Genomic DNA, 14,645 nt, shown 5'->3' with positions numbered 1-14,645 from the left:
GTCCGCGCGGCTGGTTCCGCTCGGTATCAGCTCCTGGCCCGCACCGCCTTGCGCATCGCGGCGCCGGCGCGCTCCGCGAAAGCGGCCGCGTGGTCGTTTTCCCCTGGGTCAGGCGCAATGCAGGGCGACGTGCAGAGTGTCGGCGGCCAGTGTGATGGCGGCCTCGGCGGCATGGGTCCCGCGCAGGGCGTCGAGCATCACGAAGTCGTGGATGACGCCCTGGAAGCGCACGGCGACGACGGGAACGCCGGCCGCACGGAGCTTGCCCGCGTATGCCTCGCCTTCGTCCCGAAGCACGTCGGCTTCCGCCGTGACCACCAGGGCGGGAGGGAGGTCCGCGAGCTGCGCGATGGTCGCCCGCAGGGGGGATGCCGTGATCTGCCCGCGTTCCGCATCGTCCGTCGTGTACTGGTCCCAGAACCACCGCATGCCGTCGCGGCGCAGGAAGTAGCCCTCGGCGAACTGGTGGTACGAGCCGGTGTCGAAGCTGGCGTCGGTGACCGGGTAGAACAACACCTGCTGCACCAGCGGAACGCCACCGCGCTCCTTGGCCATCAGCGTGAGCGCGGCGGCCATGTTGCCGCCGACCGAGTCGCCCGCGACCGCCATGCGGCCGGCGTCCAGGCCCTTCGTCGCTCCCTGCTCCACGACCCACCGGGCCACCGCGAAGTTCTGCTCGATGGCGACCGGGTAGCGGGTCTCGGGCGAGAGGTCGTACTCGGGGAAGACCACCGCGGCATCGGCGCCGACGGCGAGCTCGCGGACCAGGCGATCGTGCGTGTGGGCGTTGCCGAACACCCAGCCCGCGCCGTGGATGTAGAGGATCACCGGGAGCGGGTCCGTGGTGTCGGCCGGTTTGACGATCCGCGCACGGACGCTGCCCGTCGGCCCGCCCGGGACGGTGATCCACTCCTCGTCGACGGACGGCTTGTCGACCGGGCCGGACTGGACTTCGTCGACGGCCTTGCGGCCTTCTGCGGGAGGAAGGTCGAACAGATAGGGCGGGTTGGCGGTGGCCTCGGCGAAGGCGGCTGCCGCGGGTTCCAGCACCGGCTGAACGGGCTCGACTGCATCGGACACGGAGGCTCCAGGGGGGTCAGGTCATGCCGGCACTTCCGGCACGGTGGGCCGGACGCCGCTTACGGCGCCCGGAGACACTTTCCCGACGCTATTTCCTTCGATCACCATGGTTTCTCCGGGAGCGCACTGGTCCTTTCCCCGCCGTGCACTCGTCGCCGGGGCTTCGTGTCCTGGAGGATTCAAGGCCGGGGAGGACCGTGCGCGGTGAGTCAAGGACCCGTGCACTCGCGTGTAATTCCGCCGGATGCGCCCTGCTTATCGTGGTGATGCAGCAGTCGCCGCCACACCATCCCTTGTCCGACCTCGCTTTTCGAGGAGGCGGAGAGTGTCAGCTGAACGATCCCCGGCCGATTCCATCGGCGATGTCTTCCTCGGTGCCGAAGTCGCCGCGGCCCGCCTGCCGAAGCCCTGTCGTGGGTCGAAGTCGCTTGTCCCAGAGGGAGTCTCAGGTGATGTCCACCATGCCCGTCGGCGGGCTGGTTCCCCAGTCCGCCGACGATGCCGCCGAGCTGGTCGTCCGCAATGCCGAGATCCACACCGGAGATCCGGCGCGGCCCCACGTCGAGGCGCTGGGCATCCGCGACGGCGTCATCACGGGCATCGGCGACGACCGGGACGTGGCCGGCCACATAGGCCCGGACACGAAGGTGGCCGACGCGCTCGGGCGCCGGGTGATCCCCGGCCTCAACGACTCTCACCTGCACGTGATACGCGGCGGCCTCGACTACGTGCTCGAACTGCGCTGGGACGGCGTGCGCAGCCTCCGCCAGGGGCCGGCGATGCTGCGGGAGCAGGCCGCCCGCACTCCCCAGGGCCAGTGGGTCCGCGTGGTCGGCTGCTGGTCGGCGGAGCAGTTCGCGGAACGGCGGCTGCCGACCGTCGCCGAGCTGAACGCCGCCGCCCCCGACACGCCCGTGTTCGTCTTGCACCTGTACCAGTCGGCCGTACTGAACCGGGCGGTGCTCAAGGCCGCCGGCTTCACCAAGGACACCCCCGATCCCAGGGGGGCCAGATCGTGCGGGGCCGCGGCGGCGAACCGACCGGCATGCTGCTGGCCGCTCCCAGCACCCTCACCCTCTACTCGACCCTCGCCAAGGCACCGGTGCTGGAGGGCGAGGACAAGAAGACGTCCACCCGCGTCTCGACGTACAACCGAGTACGAAGGCCTCGACGAGGAACTGCCGCCGGTACCGGCCTGGAGCCCGGTCGCGCGTTTCGGCGGCTGCCAGTCCTCCCGTCGTACGGCTCCTTCCGGCGCCCGTCAGGCGGAGCTGCTCGGTGAAGCCGTCGCCGAATCGGAGCAGCACCGCCGGTGGCGCACAGCGCGAGGCCTGGCTCGCGAAGCGGCGGGCACCCCCTTCGACCCCTGCTTCGACCTCTGAACTTCCGGAAGAGCTTCCGGCCCTCCGGGGGCCCTCCTTCCGGTCCAAGGCTCCGTCCCTTCGGACGGTTCATCACAGCACGGCCAACCGTCCGCGCCGTCACTTTCCTGAGAAAGGCACATCCCATGGTCGACATCGCCGCCGTCACCGCCGCCCCCAGCCCCGACCTGCTCACGCCGGACAACTGCGCGGTGTTGTTCGTCGATCACCAGCCGCAGATGTTCTTCGGCGCCGGCAGCGGTGACCGCACCGCCGTCATCAACTCCACCGTGGGCCTGGCCAAGACCACGAAGGCGTTCGACGTCCCGGTCGTCCTGAGCACGGTGGCGGCCGAGTCCTTCTCGGGCCCGCTCATGTCGCAGCTGGCCGATGTCTTCCCCGAGCAGAAGATCATCGACCGCAGCACCATGAACGCCTGGGAGGACGTGAACTTCGTCGACGCGGTCAAGGCCACCGGCCGCGAGAAGCTCGTCATCGCCGGTCTGTGAACCGAGGTGTGCGTGGTTCTGCCCGCGCTCTCCGCCATCGCCCAGGGCTACGAGGTCTACGTCGTCACCGACGCGTCCGGCGGTGTCAGCCCGCAGGCCCATGAGCACGCCGTTCAGCGCATGATCCAGGCCGGTGCCACCCCGGTCACCTGGGTGCAGGTGCTCCTGGAACTGCAGCGCGACTGGGCCCGCACCGAGACGTACGCCGCGGTGGGCGACGTGGTCAAGGCACACGGCGGTGCCTACGGCCTCGGCATGGTCTACGCGCAGGCCGTCATCGGCGCCACGCCGCGGGCTGATCCTCACCACGGACACGTCGGGAACGGGCAGGGACAGGCAGGAACATGATGGACGCTGGATTTTTGATCCTGCGGCTCGTGGTCGGGCTCCTCATCGCCGGGCACGGTGTGCAGAAGGTGAGCTTCCACCTCGGAGGAAGAGGGCTGTCAGGCGGGACCGAGGAATTCCGGGGGGACGGATTCCGCGGCGGCCGGCTCACCGCCCTCACCGCGGGAGCCAGCCAGATCGGGGCCGGCCTGTTCCTGGCGGGCGGCCTGCTCACCCCCGTGGCCGCGATGGCCGCCATGGGCGTGATGACGGTCGCCGGCACCGTGAAGTGGCCCATGGGCCTCTGGGTCCAGAACGACGGCTACGAGTACCCCCTGGTCCTCGTCGTCGCCTCCGCCGCTCTGGCCCTGACCGGGCCTGGACGGTGGTCCGCGGACCACGCGCTGGCCGTCACCCCCTGGCCGGTGTGGATCTCCGTGACCGCGCTCGTCATCGGACCGGCGAGCGGTCTGCTGACCCGCGTGGTTCTGCACCGGGCGGCTCCCGCGGGAGAGGGGACGCGTCGCTCGCGGTCGGCTCACTGACGTTCTCCGGCTCCCCGGCAGCCGGAAAACGGCCGGTCCACCTCCACCGCGTCGCCGCCCCGCCGCGGACGCGTTCGTACTCCACGCAGGGACCACGCATGAACCTCGCGACCCCTCCCCCACACTCACCGTCCACGGAACCGGATTCGGCCTGGGCACCTCTCGCCGGACCCGTGTTCCGCGCCCTCTGGATCGCCCAGCTGGTCTCCAACGTCGGTAGCTGGATGCAGATGGTCGGCGCCCAGTGGCTGCTGATCGGTCACGACCCGGCGCTGGTGACCCTGGTCCAGACGGCCTCCGGCCTGCCCGTCGTACTCCTGGCCCTGCCCTCCGGCGTGGTGGCCGACCGCTACGACCGCCGGATGGTGCTCCTGGCCACCCAGGCTGCGCTGTTCACGGTATCCACCGTGCTGACCGCGTTGGCGTTCGCGGACGTTCTCACCCCTGCGCCGCTGCTCGTCCTCACCTTCCTGTTGGGCTGCGGTACGGCACTGATGGGACCGGCCTGGCAGGCGATCCAGCCGGAGCTGGTGGAACGCCGCCAGTTGGGCCAGGCCGCCGCGCTCGGCGGGGTCAGCATGAACCTGGCCCGTGCCGTCGGGCCGGCCGTGGGCGGACTGGTGGTGGCGGCGACGGACGCGGCCTGGGTCTTCGCCTTCAACGCCGTCTCGTTCCTGGGCATCGCCGTCGTCCTGCTGTCCTGGCGGCGTCCCGAACCTCAGACCGCCGTACCTCACGGCGAGAGGATGCGGACCGCACTCGACGCGGGCCGACGCTACGTGCGGCACGCCCCCGGCATCCGCCGTGTCCTGCTCCGCACGATCCTCTTCGTCCCCGGCGGCGCCGCTCTGTGGGCGCTGCTGCCCCTCGTCGCGATCCACTCGCTGGATCTGGGCTCGGGCGGCTATGGGCTTCTGCTGGGGGCCGTGGGCGTCGGAGCGGTGGCGGGCGCCTTCGTCCTGCCCCGCGTCGATCGGAAGCTGGGCGCCAACCGCACACTGGGCTGCGGCGCCCTGCTCTTCGCCGGTGTCCTGGTCGTCCTCGCCACCGTACGCGACCCCTGGCAGGTCACGGTCACGCTGCTGTTCGCCGGTCTGGCGTGGATCGCTGTCCTCTCCACCCTCAACACGGCCCTGCAGACACGGCTCCCCGGCTGGGTCAGAGCTCGTGGGCTCGCCGTCTACCTCCTCGTCTTCCAGGGCGGGCAGGCACTGGCGGCGCCGCTGTGGGGCGCGCTCGCCGCCCGGCTGGGCCTCATCGCTCCGCTGCTGTCCGGCGCCGCGTTGCTGGTCGTCTGCGCCCTCAGCCTGCGCCGCTGGCCCCTGCACGACGGGCAGGACGTCGACCCCTCCCCCTCCGCGCACTGGCCGGCCCCACCCCTGGTGTTCGAACCAGGGCAGGCCGAAGGCCCCGTGCTGGTCACGGTCTCCTACCGGATCGCTCCCGAGAACGGTGCGGCCTTCACGGAGCGCATGGAGTACGTCGCCCGGGCCCGGCGACGCACCGGCGCCCTCACCTGGGGCCTGTACCAGGACGGCCAGGACCCCGGCCGCTTCATCGAGAGCTACGTCGTCGCGTCGTGGTCCGAGCATCTCGCTCAGCACAGCGTCCGACTCACCCTCACCGACCGGCGCCACGAGGACCGGGCCCGCCTTCTCCTCGTCCCCGGCACCCGCCCGGACGTCACCCACGCCTTCGACACGTCCGGAGGTCCTGTCGTTCGGAGGACGTCCCCGGGCCCCGTGGAAATCGACCCCGCCACTGACCCGCAGCAACCGAAAGGACCATCCTGACCGACACACCCACCACGCCGACCGTCGAACGCGTCGACGCCCGGCACCGCTACGAGATCCGCGTCGACGGAGAGCGGGCCGGCTTGACCGGCTATCGTGACCGCGGCCGGCAGCGGGGCTTCTTCCACACGGAGATCGACCCGGCGTACGCGGCCGGGGCCTGGCCGGACAGCTGATCCGGGAGGCGCTCGGCGACGTGCGTTCGTCGGGCCGGCGCATCGTGCCCGGCCGCCCCTTCGTGGCGGCCTACCTGTCGAAGCACGACACGTACGACGACCTCACCGACCCCGTGACCCCGGAGGTCCTTCAGTGGCTGGACACGGAACTGAAGCGCGCGACGGGCCGGTCGTAGGACGGCGCGTGCGGGCCGGTGTCCGTGGCCGGCCCGCACGGGCATGAGCGACCCCGTACAGCGGACGTGCTGACGGACACGAGTGAGGGCGGCGCCGCAGATCGGCGCCGCCCCTCACGTGTCCGGTGACGATCGGCTGTCAGGAGGCCAGGGCCTGCCACTCCCGAGGGGACATCCCGTACGCGTCCTTGAAGGTACGGCTGAAGTGCGCCGGGCTGCTGAAGCCCCAGCGGTGCGCCACCGCCGCCACGGTGGTCCGCCGGTTCGGGGTCCGGCTCAGGTCCCACTTGCAGGAGTCGAGTCTCCGCCGCCTCACCCACTGGCTCACCGTGATGCCGTCGTCCTGGAACAGCTTGTGCAGGTAGCGCACGGATATCCGGTTGGCTCGCGCGATGGACTGTGGTGACAGGTCCGGGTCCTTCAGGTGCTCGTCGACGTAAGTCTTGATCCGGTCGAGGATCTCGCTGCCCGGGGACGTCTGGTCCGGGATGTCCTCCTCCGCCTCGGTCTGCAGGAGCTCCATGACGAGGACGACGAGCAGATCCGCGGCGCTGCGTGTCAGCTGGCCGATCATTCTCGTTCCGTGGGCCTCCGCCTCGGTGGCCAGTGTGATCAGCAGGTCCGATACGAGCGCTCCCACGCCCTCACCACCCGGCACGGTCATGCCCGTGACGCGGTCCAGGTCCGCTTCCGAGAGCGCCAGGTGGCGGCGGGGCAGGCGGAGGACCGTCATCCGGCAGTCGGCGGTGAACCGCGGAGAGCGGTGCCGGGCCGGATCGCAGAAGACGAGGTCACCCGGTCCGAGCCGGAGCTCGTCTCCGTGTCCGGTGGTCGCGACCGAGTCGTCGAACACTCTCCCCAGGTGGAGGAATTCGTCGTCGCCTGCGGCCGGCAGTTCGGAAACGATCTGGATGTGACCCGTGGGCGTGGTCATCGGAGCTTCTCCGCTCGGGGAAGGAGGGCGGTATGGAAGGCCGGCGCGGCACGTCGGCGGCGCGCTTCTTCGCAGGCCGCGCCTTGCCCTTGACGCACCGGAGGCACCCCCCGGCCGGCGGTCCGTGGCTTCGAGGACCAGTAGGGCGATAGGCATGGTGTCTTCCCAGGTGACAGTGCATGTGGCCGTCAGAAGCCTCGTGTCTTCACTCTGACAAGAGCCCGTTCGAAAGGCATCAGTAACTTGACTGTGGATTACTGACGCCAGTACCACTCGACGGCCGCGCGCGGCGTGAGGCAGCCGTACTCGAACTGCTCTCGGGACTCGGTGTCGCAGTCCGGGTCGGTCGTCGGGTCGTAGCGCAGCTGGGCGTGGATACGGGGGCCGCCTCGTTGTCGGCCACCCAGGTCAGGGCCGCGGAGGGCTCCTCCAGCGCGACGGGACAGCGGGCCTCGGGAGGACGCGTGTGCTCGGGCACCACGAGGACGGCGCCGCTGATGACGGCCAGTTCACTGATCGGACGGGCACGGGTCCGTCCGTCGCCGAGCATCCAGCGGCCACCGTGCGGGCGCGGAACCGCGCCACGACGTATGCGGAGGCGCGAAGGAAGCGCCTCCGCACTGCTCCTCACCACGTCGGGGTCACGCGTCCTCGAAGAGACCGCGGAGCTGATTGCGGCTGCTGACGCCCAGCTTCGGATAGACCAGGTAGAGGTGGGAACTGACGGTGCGGGGCGACAGTCTCAGCCGCTCGGCGATCTCCTTGTTGCGCAGTCCCTGGGCCGCCAACCGCACGATCTCGCGTTGCTGGCGGCCAACTCCGTCAGCGGGCAGGCCTGGGCAGGCCCGCTGGGCGCGCCGCTGGCCCGCAGCTCCACTTGGGTCTCCTCCGCCAGCGCCGCCGCGCCGAGCCGGGTGAACGACTCCAGCGCTGTGGTCAGGAGAGGACGGGCCTCCCGAGGACGCCGCTTCCTGCGCAGCCACTGCGCGTAGTGCAGCCTGGCCTGCGCCCTGGCCAGCGGCCACTGGTCGGCCGCGGGATTGACGGTGGCGAGCCGGAAGTGGTGCTCGGTCTCCTGGGGGTCGCCGACCAGCGCGTCGGCGTGGTGCAGCAGCAACGTCATACGGGTCGTCGGCCGCGGTCCCGCCGCCGTCCACACCGCTTCGACGACGTGTACGGTCTCCTCCTGTCGGCCCGTCCGCTGGGCGGCCGCGCAGGGCAGCCAGGATTGCCCGGAGCGCCGCGACGTCGATCTCGATGTGTCTCAGTTTGCAGACGGCCGCCAGGGTCGCGGCCTCGTCCAGCTGCTCCTCGGTCTCCGCCCACCGTCCGGAGTCCATCAGCGCCGAGGCCAGCGCGGCCCGCAAGACCCTGGTGGTGCCCACGGAGCCGTACGCGGTGAGCACGGCGCAGGCGCGCTGGTAGTACTTCCACGCAGTGCTCCGACTCGTCCGCGTACCAGGCGAGCCCGCCCATCGCGAGCATGAGAAGCGTGTCTCCCGCCTGTGCGGAGGAGCCATGGGCGGTCGGCCACCGGCTCATCCGCTGCCGCAGCAGTTCGGCTGCCTTGGTCGGGTCCGCCCCGGCCAGGGTCCCGGCCCGCACGGCATCGACCGCGCTGGTCGTCTTCCGTTCGGTGCAGGTCGTGTCACCCGCACAGGTGCCGATCAGATCGGCGAGGGCGACAAGGGGACGTCTGGCCTCGGGCACGCCCGACTGGAAGGCGACGGCGTGGAGCATGGACGTCAACGCCAGCACGGTCGCCGGGTCCTTGGGCGGCTCCGGCTCGAGAGCACTCATCAGCACCTGGAGGCCCTGCCGCTGGTGGCCGAGGAGCGACAGGGCCATACCTGCGCCTTGGGCCACCATGCCCAGCACCTCGCGATTCTCCGTCAGACCGCTGACCATTTCGTACAGCTCCCCGACCCACAGGGGGCCACCGGCGTTGTTCGCGGCGCGCAGCGCCTTCGCGTACCGCCCCGTGCCCGGTCCTCGGCCTCCGGGCTGCACTCAGCGGAGCGCTGCAGCGCTTGTCCGGCGGCGAAGAAGCCACCACGCTGCTCGGCGAGCTCCGCGGTCTCCTCCAGTGCCGCCGCGACGGACTCGTCCTGTCCCAGGCACACGGCGGCCATGTGCCACGCCCGGCGGGCCGGGTCGTCGGCGAGCACCGCCGCCAGGTCACGGTGGGCCCGCTGGCGGAGGTGTGCGGGCGCGCCGTGATAGGAACCCGCGCGGACCAACGGATGCTGGAAGGCCACTCGTCCGTCCACGAGCGTGATGAGACCGGCCTGCTCGGCCGGGGCCCACGCACCGAGATCCGTTCCCACGCCGGCGGCGGCCATGACCGTGGCGACGTCTTCGTACTCCGCTGCCGCCGCGTACAGAACCAGACGGCGGGTCATCTCCGGCAGGTGCCGCAACTGGGAGGCGTACAGCTCCTGAAGCCGTTCGCTCTGCGGCCGGCCACTGCCGGGGAGCACACCCGCACCGCCAGCTCCGGCCGCGCGGCACAGCTCGATGACGGCGAGCGGATTTCCCTCGGCCTGGCGCAACAGCTCGATGCGCGACTGGCCGGTGGGGGATGCGGTTGTGCGTCCAGCAGTTCGGCCGCTGCCTGCGGGGGCAGTGGACCGAGGTGCACGGTCGGCAGGTCCGTCGGAACTCCGTGGGGAGGTGTCCGGCCGCGTGCCGCCCTGGGTCTCCAGGACAAGTGCTCCGCTGTCCCGCGCGTGGCCGACCGCGAGCGACAGCAGCCTCGACTGGCCGGTTCCCTCATCTCCGACCGGCCCTGCGGACGCATGATCGACCAGTCAGCATATCCGGCCAGAACAGCCCATATTTCGCCGCTGAGCGGTCCACTGCCCGGCGGACGGCGGCGGACGGCGGAGGCGGACGGTGCCGCAGGCCCCAACCCCTACGCCTGCGTGTCCGCGCTCCGCCACGGAAGGGGCCGGGCCGGGCCGCCGCGCCGGTGGGACGCAAAAGCGCCCCGCGAGGCCGGACGGTCTTGCGGGGCTCTGTCCGCCGCTCGGGCGACGGCGTCGGAGCGGGGAGAGGCGGCGGTCGGGTCAGTGATCGAAGCGAACGGACCGGGCGGCGCGCAGGATCAGGTCGGCGACCGGCCCGGGATCGCTGACGGACACCGCGTGCGGGGCGCGGACGGTGACGGTGCGGGCGCGGGCACGCTCCGCCATCCACCGCTCGGCGGCCGGCGGGATGTTCCGGTCCTCGCTCGCGACGAGGTACCAGCTCGGGATCTTCTTCCACGCTGCGGCCTTGGCGGGCTCCTGGAGCGCGGCAAGGGTGAGCGGTCGCTGCCCCGCGGCCATGACCTGCGCGGTTCGGACGGGGACGCCGGCCGCGAACTGCTTGCGGAACAGGTCCTTCTTGATGACCAGTTCCTCACCCTGCCCGCCGTCGGGCAGCGGGTAGTACCGGGTGGCAGTGGCCTGTCCCAGAGTGCTGCCGGGGAACATGCCCGTGAGCTGCAGGGCGCTCTCGCCGACCTCGGGCACGAAGGCGGCGATGTAGACCAGGGCCTTGACGTGAGGAGCGTCGGCCGCGGCCTGGCTGATGACCGCCCCGCCATAGGAGTGCCCGACCAGGACGATCGGGCCGGCGACGCTGTCCAGGACGCTGCGGATGTAGGCGGCGTCGCTCGTCAGTCCGCGCAGGGGCAGAGCCGGTGCCAGCACGCGTAGGCCGTGCCTCTGGAGGCGCTCGACCACACCGCTCCAACTGGAGGCGTCGGCGAACGCGCCGTGGATCAGGACGACGGTGGGGCTCTCCGGGTGGTGGTGCGGTCCGCGGGGACGGCCGGCCGCCGTCGCCGGCGCGGGGTTGGTGAGTCCCGTGGCACCCAGTGTGGCGACGCCGGCCAGGAGGGTCGCCGTCACGGCACGGCGTGAGACAAGTGAGTTCATCGTTCGTTCTCTGCGGAGGGGAAGGCCGCCAAGGGACGGCGGGGTGGGCGGGCGTGGTCCGTGGCGGGTGCGTCAGGCGGAGGTGGCCCGGATGGCGTCCTCGATCAGCTCGACGACGCTCTCGGGCCGGGAGAGCATGACCAGGTGCGAGGAGTCGACCTCGACGGTGGTCATGCCGGCGCGCTGGTAGCCGTAGCGCTGAACGTCCGGGTTGATGGTGTGGTCGGAAGAGGCGACCAGTCCCCAGGAGGGCTTCGTCTTCCAGGCGGCGGCCGGGGCGGTGTCCGCGAACGCCTGGGCGGCGAGCGGGCGCTGGGAGACGGCGAGGATCTCGGTCAGGCGGCGGTCGACGTCGGCCGCGAAGATCGGCGGGAACTTGTCGGGCTGAACCGACACGTCGGTGCCGGTCCCCACCGAGCCTTCGAGCGGGAAGGGGGTGTAGACGAGTGCGGCGGCGAGGTCGGAGTCCGGGAAACGACCCTGCAGTTCACCGAGACTCTCGCCCTTCTCCAGGGCGTAACCGGCGAGGTAGACCAGCGCCTGAACGTTGTCCTCGGTGCCGGCGACCGTGATGACGGCGCCTCCGTACGAGTGGCCCACCAGGACGACGGGGCCGGGGATCTGCCGGACGACGGAGGCGATGTAGGCGGCGTCGCCGATCAGGCTCCGGTTGGGAACGGCCGGCGCGACCACGTCCAGGCCGCGGGCGATGAGCCGCGGGATCACCTGCGCGTAGCTGGAGGCGTCGGCGAACGCGCCGTGGACGAGGACGACGGTCGGCTTGGGGGAACGGGACATGGGCGAACTCCTCTTGATGTCATGGTCGGTGTGCGGGGCGGCGGACTTCCGCTTCAGGAGGTGCCGCGCGGGCGCCGGTGCGCCGCGACGACGGGCATGACCGGTCCACGGCCGCCCCGCCGGGGGTACGCGGTCCGCTGCATTTCGTTCGCGGAACACGTAAAGCGATATGCCGCCGGCACACGAGGAACGGTAATGCCGGATGGCAAGGGGCACTTGTCTGTCAGCGCCCTGATCGTGTTCTGTCCGCGCCCGTCAGCCGCGTACAGGGCGGTCGTGTCCGGTCGTGTTTACGGCACAAGTACCCGGCTCTCCGGCGTACGTCGGACAGAAGTGCTTTCCTGGGCAAAGACCCATGCACGCCTCGACAAACCCCCTTGCCACCGCGGCCCTAGGCTCACGATCGGAATACGCGTCCGTACTGTTTCGGGGGGCCATCATGGAACAGAGTCTCAGCGCGGTCGCATGCGCGGTCACGGCATACGTCAGTACCCCGAACGGGCCACGGCTGCCCCTTCCTGCGGAGCTCCACTACGGGGTCTTCGACCCCTATGCCGTCCGGCTTTCCCTCATGCCGCCCGTGCAGCCGCCCGTCACATGGGTCTTCGCCCGTGAACTGCTCACCGAAGGGACCATGCGTCCCACCGGGTCCGGCGATGTCCTCGTGGTTCCCGGGGATGGGCACCATTCCCGCTCCTTGCGCGTCATCCTCAGGAATTCGACCGGAACCGCGCTGATCGATCTGGAGGCCGCGAGGGTTGCCCTATTTCTTCAGCAGACGTTCGCTCTGGTTCCCGTCGGGACGGAGAACAATCATCTGGATCTCGACGGGGCCATTCATGCGCTCACGGGAAGAACCCACTGACCGTCGTTCCGGCCATAGGGCCGGAAAGACCGGCCGCGGCAGGGACGGCTCGGTCTTCCAGGAGTGGTCGCGTGCGTTCCGATGCTCCCGGTCGGCCGCTTTCTCGCTTCCCGAGCCCGACGGCCTCCCCCGGACATCCGTCACCGAGTCCCACCCAGTCCCCTGTCGAAAGGCAGTTCCGTCATGAACCCGCACCCGCTCCCGGAGGACGGCGCCCGAGAACCGGGGGGCGCCATGGCCGTCACCGTCACGGCCAGCTCGGTGATCAGCCGTACCGAGACGGAGCCTGTCGCCCTGCGTTTCTCCTATGACCGCCGACAGCCCTTCACCGTGGTCCTGGACATGCCCGATCCCGCGGATGCGGGCACCGCACGATGGTCCTTCGCCCGGGAGCTCCTCTAGTCGGGCCTGCACCTGCCGTCCGGAGAGGGCGACGTACGCGTCTGGCCGCCGTGCCGCTGCAACAACAGGCCCGACGTACGGCTCCTCCTCGGGGCCGGTACCGGCACGGTTCTGCTGGACGTCCCCGTTCGGCCGCTGAGCGAGTGGCTGATACGCACATGGGAGGCCGTCCCGCCCGGGAAGGAGAGCGCGTGGATCGACTGGGACGCCATCCTGAAGAAGCTCCTCGACGACCGCTGATCTCTCTCCCCTCACCCCCCCGCAGGCAGATCCTGTCGGCCGTACGGATGGATCGACCGAGGTCCCGCTCCGCCAGTGCGCCCCTTGCGGCGCGCAGCGGGCGGGACCTTCGTGGTGCACCATGCCGGCCGCCGGCCCGGCCGGAGACCGTCCACTGCCCCCGCTCGGGGGACGGTGTCCCCCGACGGCTGGAACGGGGAGGCCGCGGCGCCCGTCGAAAGAGGCGCCATCGGGGCCAACGGGCAGAAACTTCTGCCTGTACTTCTGCCTGGGCCCCCTGCCCAAGGGCTGTTTGACTGTTCCTGCGAGCGATAAACCGCAGGTCAGAGCAGCAATACACGACCCGCGTCGTCGACACGGTGCCGACCGGCCCTGTCGGCATCTGCCCCGCTTCTTGGAGAAGCACTGCCCCTCGAGCCTCCTCGCAGACGTCCTCATGACCTGTCCCGAAGGGAGGCCCACGTGAGCGTGGTGCTGTCGACCGACTCCGTGCCCGACGGGGAGAAGGTGGCGTACTGGAACGAGGTGGTGAGCAGGACGCTCGTGCCGATGTCCGTGACTCCTCGGAGCGCCGGACCGTTCGACGGCAGAATCGCCACCCACCGCATCGGATACCTCCAGGTCTCGACCGTGGAAGCCGACGCGAAGCGGGTCAGCCGCACACCGGCGCTCATCACCCCGTCGTCCGAGGCACTGGTGGCGGTGGGAGTCCAGGTGTCGGGCACGGCCACCTTCATGCAGGACGGCCGGATGGCGGAAGTGAGCGAAGGCGACCTGGTGGTGTACGAGACGGCACGGCCGTACTCCTTCGACTACCCGCAGCGGTTCGCCACGCACGTCTTCCAGTTTCCCCGGCGCAGCTTGGCCGTTCCGGACAGCGACATCCGCCGGGTCACGGGCAGCCCCATCGCTACGAGCGGCGGCGTCGGGGCGATGCTCTTCCTCTTCTTGTCCGCGCTGGCCTCATTGGCCGGCGGCCACCCCCCACTCCTCGGGCACAGGCTGGCCGACGATTTCGTCGACCTGCTCAGCACCTTGATCACCGAACAGACGCGACCGAACGGCACGGATCCGAACAGCGGCGGCGAGGCCCTGCTGTCGCGCGTCCGCGAGCACATCGAGCGCAACCTGGGTGACCCTGATCTGTCGCCGGAGAGCATCGCCCAGGCGCACGGCATGTCGGTGCGCTACCTCCACCGCCTCTTCGAATGCGAAGAGGCCACCGTCTGCCGACTCATCCAGCGACGACGCCTGGAGGAATGCAGCCGGGAACTGGCCCGCCGCGGCAGGGCGACCCCCACCGTGGCGGCGGTCGCCCACCGGTGGGGCTTCACCAGCCCCGCCCACTTCAGCCGGGTCTTCCGCGCCGCCTACGGCGTCCCCCCTCGTGAGTGGCGCGCACTGCACACCCCCCAGCGCCAGGGCTTCACGGCGCCGGCCCCGGTGACCGACCGCACGGGACACCTCAGCGGTTCCCAGCTGGAGAGCAAGTGAACGCCCCCTCGCCTCGCCCCCG

Annotated in this window: 15 protein-coding genes and 3 pseudogenes; 10 read left to right on the top strand and 8 right to left on the bottom strand. The window is 70.8% G+C overall.

What is annotated here, in order from left to right; all coding sequences use genetic code 11:
• Positions 1-108 precede the first annotated feature (108 nt).
• The gene (locus tag OO54_RS10310) at positions 109-1,080 is read right to left on the bottom strand and encodes an alpha/beta hydrolase (RefSeq protein WP_033202531.1); all 972 of its coding nucleotides are present in this window, start codon (positions 1,078-1,080) and stop codon (positions 109-111) included.
• Positions 1,081-1,532: 452 nt separating this feature from the next.
• Here OO54_RS10310 and OO54_RS41445 point away from each other — a divergent pair.
• The 5 genes and pseudogenes from OO54_RS41445 to OO54_RS41435 all read left to right on the top strand — a co-directional run.
• Positions 1,533-2,218: pseudogene (locus tag OO54_RS41445) on the top strand (amidohydrolase family protein); the annotation flags it as partial.
• A gap of 369 nt (positions 2,219-2,587) precedes the next feature.
• Positions 2,588-3,298, top strand: a pseudogene (locus OO54_RS41440) (hydrolase).
• The gene (locus OO54_RS10295; protein ID WP_033202530.1) at positions 3,298-3,822 is read left to right on the top strand and encodes a DoxX family protein; all 525 of its coding nucleotides are present in this window, start codon (positions 3,298-3,300) and stop codon (positions 3,820-3,822) included. The pseudogene OO54_RS41440 and the gene OO54_RS10295 overlap by 1 nt, the downstream one beginning before the upstream one ends.
• A 173-nt stretch (positions 3,823-3,995) precedes the next feature.
• Positions 3,996-5,615, top strand: coding sequence for an MFS transporter (locus OO54_RS10290; RefSeq protein ID WP_234439538.1), 1,620 nt, complete (start codon positions 3,996-3,998; stop codon positions 5,613-5,615).
• Positions 5,612-5,967 (top strand): annotated as a pseudogene (locus tag OO54_RS41435) (GNAT family N-acetyltransferase). Before OO54_RS10290 ends, OO54_RS41435 begins: the two are co-directional and overlap by 4 nt.
• A gap of 139 nt (positions 5,968-6,106) precedes the next feature.
• Here OO54_RS41435 and OO54_RS10280 read toward each other — a convergent pair.
• The 4 genes from OO54_RS10280 to OO54_RS47275 all read right to left on the bottom strand — a co-directional run bounded on the left by OO54_RS10280 (position 6,107) and on the right by OO54_RS47275 (position 8,024).
• A complete protein-coding gene (locus OO54_RS10280) occupies positions 6,107-6,901 on the bottom strand; it encodes a helix-turn-helix domain-containing protein (protein ID WP_051786829.1) in 795 nt (264 codons plus the stop codon).
• A 235-nt stretch (positions 6,902-7,136) separates the two neighbouring features.
• Positions 7,137-7,451, bottom strand: coding sequence for an alpha/beta hydrolase fold domain-containing protein (locus OO54_RS43440; protein WP_078905129.1), 315 nt, complete (start codon positions 7,449-7,451; stop codon positions 7,137-7,139).
• Positions 7,452-7,542: 91 nt separating this feature from the next.
• Positions 7,543-7,689: a response regulator transcription factor gene (locus OO54_RS47280; RefSeq protein ID WP_157856454.1), complete on the bottom strand. Its 147-nt coding sequence runs from the start codon at positions 7,687-7,689 to the stop codon at positions 7,543-7,545.
• Positions 7,644-8,024, bottom strand: coding sequence for a hypothetical protein (locus tag OO54_RS47275; protein ID WP_051786828.1), 381 nt, complete (start codon positions 8,022-8,024; stop codon positions 7,644-7,646). The genes OO54_RS47280 and OO54_RS47275 overlap by 46 nt, the downstream gene beginning before the upstream one ends.
• Positions 8,025-8,158: 134 nt before the next feature.
• On the opposite strand from OO54_RS47275, the gene OO54_RS47270 reads away from it, so the two are divergent.
• Entirely contained in the window at positions 8,159-8,326 is a 168-nt protein-coding gene (locus OO54_RS47270) for a hypothetical protein (RefSeq protein ID WP_157856453.1), read from the top strand.
• Positions 8,327-8,793: 467 nt separating this feature from the next.
• Here the strand turns inward: OO54_RS47270 and OO54_RS10270 are convergent, their stop codons facing one another.
• From OO54_RS10270 to OO54_RS10260, 3 genes are all read right to left on the bottom strand, one after another.
• Positions 8,794-9,453 carry a hypothetical protein gene (locus tag OO54_RS10270; RefSeq protein ID WP_157856452.1) on the bottom strand — a complete coding sequence of 220 codons (660 nt, stop codon included), beginning with the start codon at positions 9,451-9,453 and terminating at the stop codon, positions 8,794-8,796.
• 516 nt (positions 9,454-9,969) lie between these two features.
• Complete coding sequence (locus tag OO54_RS10265) at positions 9,970-10,824, bottom strand: alpha/beta fold hydrolase (protein WP_033202528.1); 855 nt, start codon at positions 10,822-10,824, stop codon at positions 9,970-9,972.
• 72 nt (positions 10,825-10,896) lie between these two features.
• Entirely contained in the window at positions 10,897-11,622 is a 726-nt protein-coding gene (locus OO54_RS10260) for an alpha/beta fold hydrolase (protein WP_033202527.1), read from the bottom strand.
• A gap of 439 nt (positions 11,623-12,061) precedes the next feature.
• Here OO54_RS10260 and OO54_RS10255 point away from each other — a divergent pair, with 439 nt between their 5' ends.
• From OO54_RS10255 to OO54_RS10245, 4 genes are all read left to right on the top strand, one after another.
• Positions 12,062-12,487 carry an SsgA family sporulation/cell division regulator gene (locus tag OO54_RS10255; RefSeq protein WP_078905127.1) on the top strand — a complete coding sequence of 142 codons (426 nt, stop codon included), beginning with the start codon at positions 12,062-12,064 and terminating at the stop codon, positions 12,485-12,487.
• Between the two features lie 183 nt (positions 12,488-12,670).
• Positions 12,671-12,889 carry a hypothetical protein gene (locus tag OO54_RS10250; protein WP_033202526.1) on the top strand — a complete coding sequence of 73 codons (219 nt, stop codon included), beginning with the start codon at positions 12,671-12,673 and terminating at the stop codon, positions 12,887-12,889.
• A gap of 6 nt (positions 12,890-12,895) precedes the next feature.
• Entirely contained in the window at positions 12,896-13,129 is a 234-nt protein-coding gene (locus OO54_RS48735) for an SsgA family sporulation/cell division regulator (protein ID WP_106969999.1), read from the top strand.
• A 462-nt stretch (positions 13,130-13,591) separates the two neighbouring features.
• Entirely contained in the window at positions 13,592-14,623 is a 1,032-nt protein-coding gene (locus tag OO54_RS10245; RefSeq protein WP_063738262.1) for an AraC-like ligand-binding domain-containing protein, read from the top strand.
• Positions 14,624-14,645 lie beyond the last annotated feature (22 nt).

It is taken from the genome of Streptomyces wedmorensis (assembly GCF_000716445.1).
GTDB classification, from domain to species: Bacteria; Actinomycetota; Actinomycetes; order Streptomycetales; family Streptomycetaceae; genus Streptomyces; species Streptomyces wedmorensis.
The sequence above is the reverse complement of the archived record's forward strand: the minus strand, read 5'-3'. Positions and strand labels throughout refer to the sequence as shown.